Here is a 12896-nt window from a genome sequence, read left to right on the forward strand (position 1 = left end):
ATGGTGGCCGCGGTCATCACGGCCAGCTAAAGCGAGGGGCTAACGGTAGCGCGGTCAAGGTTGGGCCGGCTCGGGCGGAGGCGGCACGGAATTGCGACCGCGAACTTTTTCCGCGGGCGCGATGGTCACGTTTTCAAACGTGATTTTGCCCGCATGGTTCAGGACATCGGTCGCAGTGACGCCGGAGAAGGTGCTGTTCTTGAAGCGGATGTTTTCGACGACCGCGCCTTCGAATCCTTGGACGAACATGATGCGCGGGCTGGCGCTGCTCGTGACGTTGTCGATCTCCACGTTGCGCACGATGGGCAGGTGATCCCCGCGCGGCCCTTCCTCATACATGAGGTCGATGGTGAGCACGGCTTCGGCAACGGTGCCCACGGTGACATTGCGCATGAAGACGTTTTCGAGGATACCGCCGCGCACGGCGTTGTTTTTGAAACGCAGGGCGCGGTCGAGATTCGGGCTGTCCATGGTGCAGTTTTCGACGAAAACGTTGCGGATGTGGCCGGAGCACTCGCTGCCGAGCACCACACCGCCGTGGCCGTCCTTCATGGTGCTGTTGCGCACGATGATGTTCTCGGAAGCCACGTTGACGCGGCGGCCGTCGTTATTGCGCCCGGACTTGATGGCGATGCAGTCGTCACCGGTGTCGAACACGCAGTCCTCGATGAGCACATCCTGGGAGGACTCGGGGTTGCAGCCGTCGTTGTTCGGGCCGTGCGACACGATATTGAGCCCGCGCACGGTGATGTTGCGGGACAACACGGGGTGCACTTCCCACATCGGCGAACGCAGGATCGTGACGCCCTCGATGAGGATGTTTTCGCAATGGTAAGGCTGGATGAAGTTGGGTCGCAGTTTCGTGCCCGCCCCGAAGACACGCTCCGCCACGGGCACGTCGTTCTCGCCCATGGCGATGAGCCGGTTGCGGTCAGTCACCTGTTGCGTGGGTTGGCCCGCCGTCTTGCGGTTCCAACCCCACCAGTTATCCCAGTCGGCCTGGCCGTCGAGCGTGCCCTCGCCCGTGACGGCGATGTTCTGCTGCTTCCACGCGTAAATGAGCGGCGAATAGTTCATGCACTCGACGCCTTCCCAGCGGGTGTAAACCGTCGGGTAGTCGGCGGGGTCGGTGGAGAACTTGAGGACCGCCCCGGCGCTGACGTGCAGGTTCACATTGCTCTGTAAGTGGATCGCGCCCGTGAGCCACTCGCCAGCCGGCACCACCACGCGACCGCCTCCGGCGGCGTGGGCGGCGGCAATGGCATCGGCGATGGCTTGTGTCGCTTTCATCTGTCCGCCCACTCTGGCCCCAAAATCGGTGATGGGGAAATCGCGATCCGGGAACGTCGGAGCCTTGATGCGAGCCAGCACGCGCTCGTAGTCGGTCCACCCCGTCACCCGCAACGGGGTGGCATGGACCGGGGTCGTGAGCAGTTGCTGCACCTGAATGCCGGCCCCGATGAACGGACCCGTGCCCTTGGGATCGTTGGCAATGATCGGTTCACTGATGTAGTAGTCGAACGAACCATCGCGCTGACGACCGGCGCTGTTGGTGTAACCGAGACCGGCGACGGCACAACAACGGGTGAGATCGGTCAGTCCCTCGCCGTTGACGCGCACAAACTGTTCGATGAGTCCCGCGTAGCCTTTGCGAATGACCGGCTCGTAACGATCCCGCGGCAGGTAGCCCTTGTTCACGGCTTTCGCCAGGGCGTAGAGGAACTGCGACGTGGCGGTGGCCTCGAGGTAGTTGCCCTCGCGATGCGGCTGATCGAGCACCTGCCACCATACTCCGGTATCCGGATCTTGGTGACGCTCAATCCCGGCAGCGACCCGCCGCAACACCTCGACGATGGATTCGACGTCGTGGTGAATGCCGGGGATGAAATCCAGGGTGTCGACCAACGCCATGGCATACCAGCCTTGGGCCCGGCCCCAGAAGTTGGGCGAAAGCCCGGTTTGCGGATCGGCCCAGGACTGGGCGCGGGCTTCGTCCCAACCGTGGCGGTGCAAGCCCACTTCCGGCACATAGGTGTGCCGATCGATAAGCAGAATCTGGCTCGCCACGTCGTCGTAGGCCGCGGGCTCATGGAACATTTTGCCGTAGGCGGCGTAAAAGGGCGCGGCCATGTAGAGACCGTCGAGCCACATCTGGTGGGGATAGCGCTGCTTGTGCCAGAAGCCGCCTTCGCGGGTGCGCGGGTGTTGCCGGAGCTGCTCACGGATCGTCTCAGTAGCGATTTTAAAACGCTCCTCGCCGGTGCGTTCATAGAGCCGCAGCGTCACCTTACCGGGCGTGACCATGTCGATATTGTAGTCCGACATCTTGTAGGTGCGGATCATGCCGTCGGGGGCCACAAAACTGCCCACGATTCCCTCGGCGTAGTCCCGCAGACCGTCGTCACCGATGGTTTCGGCCAGATCGAGCATGAACCCCGAAAGCAAACCGGAGGTGTAATCCCAGCGGGCGCGGGGTGCGCCTTCGAAATCCAAAGTTTCGCCATAGCGGGCGCGCTCGGATTCGGCCATGCGCGTCGACCACTCCAGCGGTGTGGCGCCGCCAAACTGCGGCACTTGGCCCAGCAGTGAGGTGTAGGTGAGAAGGAGCAGGGAAAGCGTTTTGAGGAATCGCATTAGTCGGCGGGGTCCAGGGTGAGGGTCAATGGCGCGGCAAGGCGTCGGGCGAAGGATTGAAGGTAGCGCTCCCAGGCGGCGCGGTCGGAAAAATCACCGGAAAGTGTGCCGCCGCCTCCGGCGTAAACCGTGAGCACGGTGCCGTCGGATACGGTGGCGAGCAGGTAGTCGTTGGTATCATCGCTGCCGGAGCCCGTCAGCTGCCGGGGATCCATCACCACCCCGGTGCCAAGTTCGCCGTGTTCGTCCGGATAGTGGGACCAGTTGCTCAACACGCCGTGGGGGACATCCATCACCACCTCCGGCGTGAGCTCGTCACGGCGCGTCAAGCCAACGCCGATCGTAACCGCATCGCCCCCGCGCACCGTGAAGCGGCTTTCGATGCGATCGAGATGACGGCCCGCATCGACCGTGAAGCGTTTGGTTTCGGTGATCGTCACGCCGGCGTGAGTGATCGGAGCGTAATCGAGTTCAAACACCGCCCGAATGGGACCGTTGGCCAGAACCCGCGCGGCCTGCCAGTTACCGGCGGATTGCACCTCTCCTTGGTTCCACCACACCGTGCCACCCACTCCGCTGTTGGAACCGACCGAATACAGGTCGAGGCCCTCGCCGCTGTCGATGTGGTAGGCGTCGTGACCTTTCAAATACCAACGGTCGACCACGAGATAGCGCACCCGCTTGACCCAGAAATCGAGCCCCGCGCTGCGCAGTTGGCTGCCGCCGGCTTCGGCGGTGTTGAGACGGGCACCATAGGCGCGGTGGGCCATGCGATCGTTTTCCCACGCGAAGTCGTCGAGACGCTCCGGGACATGGCGGGCGAAGACTCGAGGTTGAAACGGCGGCACCACGGTATCGGTCGTTTCGACCACGAAAGTGGCGCTCCCCTCCCCGGCGGCGAAATCGTATTGCCACAACAGGTCGTCGTATTGGGCGGGCCGCACATTCGGCGTGAAGTTGGTGATCTGAAACGGCAACAGCGCGCCGGTATCGGCCCGCCGCACTTGCACGTGATCAAATTGCAAATCGGGCAACCGTGCGCGGACTGCGGCCACGGGCACGCTGATGACCGCACCGGGACGGGCATCCGGCAGGTCGTGGGAGACGGTGACAAGAAAGTGTTCGGCGGCGGCCGGGCCAACCGGCGGGAGCACCAACGCGGCCAGCAGCAAGACGACGGAGTTTCGGCGTAACATGAGGGAATGAAGACAAACATTCGCTCACGCTCGCAGCCACGGGCGTGAGCGGGGATGGGGGTGGATATTAACGAGCAAGCCAGCCGCCATCGACGGCCAGCACGGTGCCGTGCACGTAGGCAGCGGCGGGAGAAGCAAGAAAGACCGCGGCGCCCACGAGATCGGTGGGATCGCCCCAGCGACCGGCCGGAATGCGATCCAGAATCGAGGCGTTGCGCGCCTCGTCGGCGCGCAGCGGCGCGGTATTGTCGGTCGCGATGTAGCCGGGGGCGATCGCGTTGACGTTGATGCCCTGCGGGGCCAGTTCGTTGGCCAGCGCCCGGGTCAGACCGAGCAGCGCACTTTTGGAGGCCGTGTAGGCGGCCACCCGCACGCCGCCTTGGAACGAAAGCATCGAGGCGATGTTGATGATGCGACCCTTGCGGCCGGCATGGAGACAACTGCGCGCGAAGGCCTGACTAAGATCGAACACGCCATCAAGATTGACCGCCATGACATCGTCCCAGTCCTGCCGGGAGTAGTCCTCAAAGTCCGCGCGGCGGATGATGCCGGCGTTGTTGACCAAAATGGTGGGCGGACCGAGATCGGTTTCCACTTGCGCCAGCGCCGCCGCACACACGCCCGGTTTGCCGATGTCCACTTTGACCTGAATTCGGCGACGGCCGACAGCAGCAATCGCCGCCGAGGCGGCGTCGCACTCACTCCGGGCGAGCAAGGCCACATCCGCGCCCGCCTCGGCCAGGCCCACGGCCAAGGCCGCGCCGATGCCCCGGGAAGCCCCCGTGACCACGGCGACTTGCCCGCTTAAATCAAACTGCTGCAATCCGGTCATAATTTCATCTCTCTGCATTCACGCGAGGTCACTCATCGCGACCGCGTCCATGTCACTGAATTCCTGATTTTCCCCGCCCATGCCCCAGACGAAGGCATAGGCACCGGTGCCGGCACCGGAGTGAATCGACCACGACGGTGAAATGACCGCGTCGCCGTCCCGCATGACGAGATGACGCGTGGCCGAAGGCGGGCCCATGAAGTGCATGACCACCGAGCCGGGGGCCAACCGACAATAACAATACACCTCGGACCGGCGCAGGTGCGTGTGCGGCGGCATGGTGTTCCAGACACTGCCACGCGCGATCACGGTAAAGCCCATGACCAACTGGCAGGTCGTCACCAAACCCGGTGCAAAATATTTGTAGATCGTGCGCTCGTTGGCGGTTTCCGCGCTGCCCAGGCTCGTCCCGGACATCTCGGTGAAGCGCACCACCGTCGTCGGCAACGAGGCGTGGGCCGGGTAACTCAACAGGTAGAACTGCGCGGGTTTGGTGGCGGACACCGACGTGAAGACCGGATTGGCGGCGCCGCGGCCGAGGTAGAGTCCGTCGTGCGGTTCGAGTTGGTGGATGGTCTCGCCCACCCGCACGGCACCGGCACCGCCGAGATTGATGATACCGAGTTCGCGACGTTCGCAAAAACTTCCGGCCGCAAGTTTGGCCGGCACATCGAGCATGATGGCGGAGTCGGTCGGCACGACGCCGCCCACCACCGTCCGATCAACATCCCAATAATTGAGCCTTTGCTCGCCCGGACAAAACAGGGCCTTGAGCAGGAAGCGTTCGCGCAAACCGGCGGTGGTCAGACGATCAAAATCGGCCGGATGGACGTCGTGAAAATGTTGCATGTAAAAAGGGATGAGCACCGCGGAGGCGGGGGGCTTCCCCACCCGCCTCCGGGAGCTCGATGAAGTCGGGAATCAGGTTTCGATCACGGTTAGAATTTGCCTTTGATACCCAGGGCGAACTGCACCCCGAACTCTTCTTCCTGATAGCTGTAGGTGTGCTTGGGGCTGTTGTCGCCGTAACGTTGCAGCAGCTGCGGCACGTTCAAGACGTTCCGGGCGTTGATGAAGGCGGTGAGACGGGAGTTGAACTGGTAGTCGAAGTTGAGATCGAGATAGACGCGATCGTCGTAGTATTCCGCGCCGCCGGGACCGTAGGCCGATTGGAAGCTGCGGAACTGTTCCCCGCGATAGTTCCACTTGATCTTGGCGTTGAATTTCTGGCCACCGTAGGAAACGCCCCAATTGGCGGTCTGTTCGATGAACCCGGAGAAGTCAGCCGTCACCCCGCCCTTGAGATCAAGGAAGGTGCCGTTGGCGAAGACCGAGAGATTCTTTGCGAACCCGGGCAGCATGACCAGCTGTTGCGAGTAGTTGAATTCGACACCACTGATCTGGGCATCACCGGAGTTGGTGGTGGTCGACAGGTTGTAGCCGAGGTATTGCGGATCGAGGTTGTAGGCCACGAGATCGGCCTGATCCACAAACTTGGCGACGGCGCCGAAGAAGTCGGTCACATCCTTGTGGAACACGCCGAGTGACACCACCCCCGCGGGCTCGAAGTAGTATTCGAGCGACACGTCGAAGTTGTTGGCCGAATACGGTTTCAAGCCGGTGTTGCGCACGGTGATGTCGCCCCCGGGTTCGCCGGCGGCGGCGGTGTCGTCGGGATCGATGACCGTGCCGGGGAGAATCTCATCGAAATCGGGCCGGCCGATGGTTTGCGCGAACGCGACCCGCAGAATGAGGTTTTCGTTGAAATTATACACCAGATGCGCGCTGGGATAGAGCCCGTCGTAATCGCTGGAAACCCGCGCGGCTCGGCGTTGATATTGCAGACGGCGCTGGGTGTAGACGTCGTTGGTCAACGGGTTGCCGTTGGCGTCGAGGTGCCCGTCGGGATTGTAGATGAAACCGATGCCGTCGATGTTGGTTTTTTCGTAACGCACGCCGGTCAGGAACTTCATCTTACCATCCAGGAAATCCCAGTCGCCCTGGATGTAGGCGGCCTCGATTTTCTCGGTGAGGTTGTAGTCGTTCTGCGCGCGATTCTGCCAATTGTTCACGTTGGCCCGGAAGTAGTTCGGATGAGCCAGGAAGTGCTGGTAGACCTTGTAAGGGTCGACGTATTGCGGTGACGGCAGGCCATAGTGCGGATCCTGGTTCACATAGACCGTGTCGGCGAAAGGCAGCGCGCTGTCGTCGGCAGACTCCGCGACACCGTCCGGTCCGAGATAATCGTAGTCGTCCTGGCGGCGGATGATGTCGCGTTGTTGCTGACGCACGTTGACGCCCGCCTTCAACTCGAACGGCACGCCGAGGCCGCTGAACGTTTTGGTGAGATCCACGTTGCCGCCGGTGAATTCGTCCCAGGAATCGAACTCCTGGGCCCGCACGGAGCGCAGGCGATAGTTGGCCAGGTCGGTCCAATCCACGTCGGCACCGGCGTTGTTGCGGATGGTCATGTCCGGCGGATTGATGCCGTCGATGTTCTGGTGGCTGATGGTGAGCGAACGCATGCGGGTGTTCACGCCCGAGAAGTGCCCGTTCTGGACGTCGCGGTATTTGTTGGTCGCGTAGGAGTAAAATGCTCCGGCGGCGATTTCGACGTCATCGCCGAAGAATTTGTAGTTCAGGTTGGCGTGGTTGGTCGTGCCGAACTTGTTGCGAAAGGACATGCCTCCGGTCACCTCACCCGCGCCGGCGCGGCCGTTGGTGTAGGTCGGCGAGAAGTCGGTGACGTTGGAACCGGCGTTGATGTTGTAGTTGCGGTTGCCGAAGAACGAATCGTAGTCGTTCCACTGATACCCGAAGCTGAGCACGCTGCGTTCGGCGACTTTCCAGTCCAGGTTCAGTCCAAACGAATCCCGCTGGGTTTCCTTGGGTCCGTCCTGCACGGTGTAGGTGCGCATGTAGGGATTTTCGGGCGACGCCACGGCGCCACCGCTGGTTTGCCAGGAGGCGCGGGAACGGTGCTGCTCGTTGAATTGATCCGAGTGCAGGCCGTTGAGGATCAGGCCGAAATTCGAGCTGAGCGGGTTCGTGTAGGAGAAGTCGAAACCCGGGCGAATTTTGCGGGACATCTCGACGGAGGGCCCGGGCGATTTGCCGAGCGACAGGTCTTCGCTGCTGATGCTGGTGTAGACCCGGTAACTGAATTCCGCTCCATCGCGCTCAAAGGCGTTTTTTGACACGAGGTTGACCGAACCGCCCAGCGAATCGGCCGGCATCGAGGGCACCGGCACCTTGACCACTTCGAGTCGGGCCACGTTGTTCATCGAGACCTGTTCCAATTCGAAGGAACGGCTGGCGCCGGACGAAGCCGCGCTGGCCATGCGGTTGCCGTCGACATTGACGGACGTAAACGCGGAGCCAAAACCGCGCACCGATACGGAGCGCACGTCGGCCGCCACGTAATCGACCGAGACTCCGGGCAGGTATTTGAGGAACTCTCCCGGATTGCCCTCGGTGACGTCGCCGAACGCATCGGCCGACACCACGTTTTTCAAGTTGGTGGAGAACCGCTGTTCATTGATGGCCACCGCGTCGGCGGCCTGCTCCGTGGCCTGCACCAGAAAGGCGTCCAGCACCACGGTGTCATCGGCGGTGTCACCGTAGCGACCCGCATCATTCAACGACACGTTCCGCACCACGGTCTCACCGGCCGTGACCGTGACTTTTTGCGAACTGACATCCAGTCCGGTGTAGAATACTTCGAGGGTCACTTCTCCAGGAGGAATTCCCGCCACCCGGAATTCACCGTAGGCGTTGGTGAACACGGTTTTCCCGGTATCAACCACGGTGATCTTGGCATTGGTGAGGTAGTTACCGGTGATCGCATTGTTGACGCGTCCGGTTACGGTGGCGGTGCCCGACTGTGCCCAGGAGGTGGATACGGCAAGGACCAACGACAAAAGCGCCAGGAATCCGGCGCGAAGACAGACGAAACGCACGGACGGGACGGTCCGGTCTCGAAGAATCGAGTATTCCGACATGATGAGGGGGTGGGTTGGGGTTGAGGTCTTGAACTACCAAATCTGTCGAAAGACAGCGGCAGTTACCATTCACATATGAATGCCCTGCCCATAAATGAACTTTTTTATTCCCCGTCAATGTCAGATTCTATTTTGAATGTATTGTTCTTATTTGAACTTGTGAGCAACTCAGTTCCGGAAAAAGGTCGGGAGCTTGGGCGGCTCCCGACCTTGGAAAACCCAGACTAAGACAAGTCTTCCAACGGCACTTTATCCATGTCGTCGAAATCCTGATTTTCGCCGCCCATGCCCCACACGAACGAATAGGCTCCGGTGCCGGCGCCGGCGTGAATCGACCACGAGGGGGAGATGACGGCTTCGCCGCTGCGCACGACGACGCTGCGCGTGGCATCGGGTGGTCCCATGAAATGCATGACCACCGACTCGTCGGACAAGTCGCAGTAGCAATAGACTTCCGAGCGACGCATGTGGGTGTGGGGCGGCATGGTGTTCCACACACTCCCCTTGCTGATGAGGGTGATGCCCATGACCAGTTGGCAGCTCTCCACCACCCCGGGGGCAATGTATTTGAAGATGGTGCGCACGTTGCCGGTGACGGCCTCGCCGAGCGCGGTGCCTTCCATGGCGTCGAACTTGATCAACTTCGTCGGATGCGTGGCGTGCGCCGGATAACTCAACACGTAGAAACGCGCCGGCCGATCGGGATCCGCCGAAGTGAACACCGGCGTCCGCGAACCGCGGCCCAGATACAAACCATCCTTGCTGGCGAGGTCGAACGACTGCGCCCCGACCTCGACCCGCCCGGCACCGCCGAGATTGATGATACCAACTTCACGGCGTTCACAGAAACTGTCGGCCGCGAGGTTGGGCGGAGCCTCCAATTCAACCGGCGCGGTGGTCGGCATGATGCCGCCGATGACCGTGCGATCCACGTCCCAATAGTTGAAGCTCTGTTGACCGGGTCGGAACAGACGAGGGAGGTGAAAACGCTGGCGCAGTTCCGCCGAGGAAAGCCGGTCGAAGTCCGCCGGATGCACGTCGTGGTAATGTTGCATGAGAAAAAAATCGGCGTGGGACGGGACGATTGACGCAAGCATCAATCGCCCCGCCGCAACCGCCGGGCTACCGGGTGAACCGAGACGGATTAGAACGTGCCCTTGATGCCGAACGCATATTGCACGGCGAACTCCTCCTGTTGGTAGTTGTGGGCGTAACCCGGCATTTCGTCACCATAGCGCTGCAACACCTGCGGTTGGTTGGTGACGTTGCGGGCGTTGAGGAACACGGCGAAGCGTTTGCTGAACTTGTAGCCAAAGTTGAGATCGAGATACAACCGGTCCTCGTAATATTCCGCACCGTTGGTGCCCAGGCCGGAGCGGAAAGAGCGGAACTGTTGGCCGCGGTAGTTCCAGTTGACCTTGGCGGTGAAGCGCTGGCCGCTGTAGGAAATGCCCCAGTTGGCCAGCTCCTCGATGAAGCCGTTCCAGTCGGCCGTGACGCCGCCGTCGAGGTCGAGTTTGGTGGCGTTGGCAAAGATCGACAGGTTGCTCCAGATGCCCGGCAGTTTGGTGAGCTGCTGCACGTAGTTGAACTCCACTCCGGAAATCTTGGCATCCCCGGAATTGACCTTGGTCGACAGGTTATACCCGAGCAGCGACGGATCGAGGTTGTAGGTGTCCAAGTCGTCCTCATCGACGAACTTGGCAATACTGCCGAAGAAGTCGCTCACATCCTTGTGAAACACGCCCACGGAAAACACGCCGGCGGGACGGAAGTAGTATTCCAACGACAGGTCGAAGTTGTTCGCGGTATACGGCTTCAAGGCCGGATTGCGCACCGTGATGTCGCCCCCCGGATCGCCGGCCGCCGGAGCATCGTCGTGATTGATCTCCGTGCCCGGCAGCACGTTGCTGAAGTTGGGCCGACCAATGGTCTTGGCATACCCCAGACGCACGAGGAAGTTCTCGTTCACGTCATAGATGAAGTGCGCACTGGGATAGACGCCGTCGTAGCTGCTCGAGTGTGACTGCGCCCGGGGCAACCATTTGAGTCGCTCGCGCGTGTAAGGATCGTTCGAGAGGAAGTTGCCGTTGGCATCCTTGTCACCGTCGGGCAGATACAGATAACCCAGACCGTCGAGGCTGGTTTTCTCGTAGCGCAGACCGGTGATGAACCGGGCCTGACCTTCCATCAGCTTGACCTCGCCCTGCACGTAGGCGGAGTCGACGCGTTCCTCCAGATTGTAGTCCGCCTTGACCCGATCGGACCAGTTGGCCGTTTGGGCCACGAAATGATCGGGGTTGGCCAGGAAGTAGGCGTAGACCTTGCGGGGATCGACATAAACCGGGGCGTCGAAACCGAAGAAGGGATCCTGATCCGTGTAGATTTCATCGGCGAACTGGGCGGGCGAGTCGTTGCCCTGCACCCCGTCGGCCCCGACGAATTCGTAGTCGTTGTTGCGACGCAAAATGTCGCGCTCCTGATTGCGAGTGGCGACGCCGACCTGAAGTTTGAACCGGTCGAAGCTCTTGGTCACATCGAGATTGCCTCCGACAAATTCGTCCCACGAATCACGCGGGTTGGAACGCACTTCATCGATGTAGTAATTGTCGAGGTTCTGCCAATCGAACGCGTTGCCGTTGGCATCGTAAACCGCCATGGTCGGAGCCTGATCCGGCGCGACGCCAACGTTCCCAAAGTCGATGTCGAGGTTTTTGGCGCGAATGGTGACCCCGGAGAAATGACCTTCCGTGATATCGTCGTATTCGTTGGTGGCGTGGGAATAGTAGGCCCCGGCTTTGATCTCCAGATCGTCCCGGTAGAACTTGTAGTCGAGGTTCAGGTGATTGGTGGTGCCGAACTTGTGACGGTGCGACATGCCGTGGGAGATCTCTCCCCGCCCCGGGATGCCGTTGGTGTGGTTGGGCGAAAAATCGGTGAGATTCGAACCGGCCCCGAAGTTGTAGTTACGGTTGCCGAAGAAGGAGCGGTAGTCGTTCCACTGATACCCGAAACTGAGCACGCCGTTTTCGGAAACCTTCCAGTCGGCGTTTACACCGATGGACTGCCGTTTGGTTTCTTTCGGGCCGTCCTGGATGGTGTAGGTGCGCAGATAGGGATTGGCGGTGGAGGCCCCGCCCCCACTCGTCTGCCAGGCCGTGCGAGACCGGTGCTGCTCATTGAATTGGTTGGAATACAAACCATTGATGATGAAACCGAAGTTCGCGGACAACGGGTTGGAATAGGAGAAATCAAAGCCGGGACGAATCTTGCGGGAGTTTTCCACGCCCGGTCCCGGGGATTCACCCAAGGAAAGATTTTCCGAGCTGACGCTGGTGTAGACGCGGTATTTGAACTCGGGGGCATCGCGTTCGAAGGCGTTTTTGGACACCATGTTGACCGACCCACCCAATGAGTCCGCGGGCATGGAGGGCGTGGGGACCTTCACCACTTCAATGCGCGACACGTTGTTCATCGACACTTGCTCGAGCTCGAAATTCCGGCCGTCGCCCGAGGAGGCGGCACTGGCCATGCGGTTGCCGTCGACGCTCACGGAGGTGAAGGAGGAACCAAAGCCCCGCACGTTCACCGAACGCACATCCGCCGCCACGTAATCCACCGCGATGCCGGGGAGAAACTTGAGAAACTCACCCGGGTTTCCCTCCGTGACGTCACCGAAGGCATCCGCCGAAACTACATTTTTAAAACTGGAAGCAAAACGCTGTTCATTGATCGCGATGGCGTCGTTGGCTTGTTCGGTCGCCTGCACCGTGAAGGCATCCAACAGCACCGTATCGTCATCGGCTTCGCCATATTGCGCGGCATTCGTCAGCGCAAAATTACGGGAAACCTTGCCGCCCGACGTCGAAACCGTCGCGGACTGACGATCCAGACCGGTATAGAAAACCTCTAGGTTCACTTCACCTTCGGGCAGGCCGGAAATGCGGTATTCACCGTAGGAGTTCGTGAATACCGACTTCCCGGAATCAACGACGGTCACACGTGCATTGGTCAGATAATTTCCCGTGATCGCATTACTCACACGACCTTCGATGGTGGCGCTTCCCGATTGCGCGGAAAGCAAGGTGGAGAACAGGCCAAACAATAAAACGGTGATCAGGCACCGGCTGGGGACGGACCATTGGGGCAAAGCAGTGGCCTTCCCTAGTGAGGGGGTGGTTACAAACATGACAGGGTAAACGTGAGGTTGGGGTTGGGGCTCGGTGCTCCGCC

7 protein-coding genes are annotated in these 12896 nt (G+C 60.9%); all 7 read right to left on the reverse strand.

All coding sequences use genetic code 11. The annotated features are described in order from the left end of the window. Positions 1-54: 54 nt before the first annotated feature. Positions 55-2634, reverse strand: a complete 2580-nt coding sequence (locus PXH66_RS13160) for a glycoside hydrolase family 88 protein (protein ID WP_330928633.1) — start codon at positions 2632-2634, stop codon at positions 55-57. Beyond that, positions 2634-3830, reverse strand: coding sequence for a DUF4861 family protein (locus PXH66_RS13165; RefSeq protein ID WP_330928634.1), 1197 nt, complete (start codon positions 3828-3830; stop codon positions 2634-2636). The genes PXH66_RS13160 and PXH66_RS13165 overlap by 1 nt, the downstream gene beginning before the upstream one ends. 67 nt (positions 3831-3897) lie before the next feature. Further along, positions 3898-4662, reverse strand: coding sequence for a 2-dehydro-3-deoxy-D-gluconate 5-dehydrogenase KduD (kduD, locus tag PXH66_RS13170; protein ID WP_330928635.1), 765 nt, complete (start codon positions 4660-4662; stop codon positions 3898-3900). A gap of 18 nt (positions 4663-4680) precedes the next feature. Further along, entirely contained in the window at positions 4681-5511 is an 831-nt protein-coding gene (gene kduI, locus PXH66_RS13175) for a 5-dehydro-4-deoxy-D-glucuronate isomerase (protein ID WP_330928636.1), read from the reverse strand. An 89-nt stretch (positions 5512-5600) separates the two neighbouring features. Beyond that, positions 5601-8663, reverse strand: a complete 3063-nt coding sequence (locus PXH66_RS13180) for a TonB-dependent receptor (protein WP_330928637.1) — start codon at positions 8661-8663, stop codon at positions 5601-5603. A gap of 224 nt (positions 8664-8887) precedes the next feature. Further along, positions 8888-9718, reverse strand: coding sequence for a 5-dehydro-4-deoxy-D-glucuronate isomerase (gene kduI / locus PXH66_RS13185; RefSeq protein WP_330928638.1), 831 nt, complete (start codon positions 9716-9718; stop codon positions 8888-8890). Positions 9719-9807: 89 nt separating this feature from the next. Next, on the reverse strand, positions 9808-12852 hold the full coding sequence (locus PXH66_RS13190) for a TonB-dependent receptor (protein ID WP_330928639.1): 3045 nt from the start codon (positions 12850-12852) through the stop codon (positions 9808-9810). Positions 12853-12896 lie beyond the last annotated feature (44 nt).

The organism is Synoicihabitans lomoniglobus (genome assembly GCF_029023725.1).
GTDB classification, from domain to species: Bacteria; Verrucomicrobiota; Verrucomicrobiia; order Opitutales; family Opitutaceae; genus Actomonas; species Actomonas lomonigloba.

Bases quoted from the DNA above. Each gene is read 5' to 3' on its own strand.
- PXH66_RS13160 (WP_330928633.1), bottom strand. From the start codon at position 2,634: ATGCGATTCCTCAAAACGCTTTCCCTGCTCCTTCTCACCTACACCTCA.
- PXH66_RS13165 (WP_330928634.1), bottom strand. From the start codon at position 3,830: ATGTTACGCCGAAACTCCGTCGTCTTGCTGCTGGCCGCGTTGGTGCTC.
- kduD (WP_330928635.1), bottom strand. From the start codon at position 4,662: ATGACCGGATTGCAGCAGTTTGATTTAAGCGGGCAAGTCGCCGTGGTC.
- kduI (WP_330928636.1), bottom strand. From the start codon at position 5,511: ATGCAACATTTTCACGACGTCCATCCGGCCGATTTTGATCGTCTGACC.
- PXH66_RS13180 (WP_330928637.1), bottom strand. From the start codon at position 8,663: ATGTCGGAATACTCGATTCTTCGAGACCGGACCGTCCCGTCCGTGCGT.
- kduI (WP_330928638.1), bottom strand. From the start codon at position 9,718: ATGCAACATTACCACGACGTGCATCCGGCGGACTTCGACCGGCTTTCC.
- PXH66_RS13190 (WP_330928639.1), bottom strand. From the start codon at position 12,852: ATGTTTGTAACCACCCCCTCACTAGGGAAGGCCACTGCTTTGCCCCAA.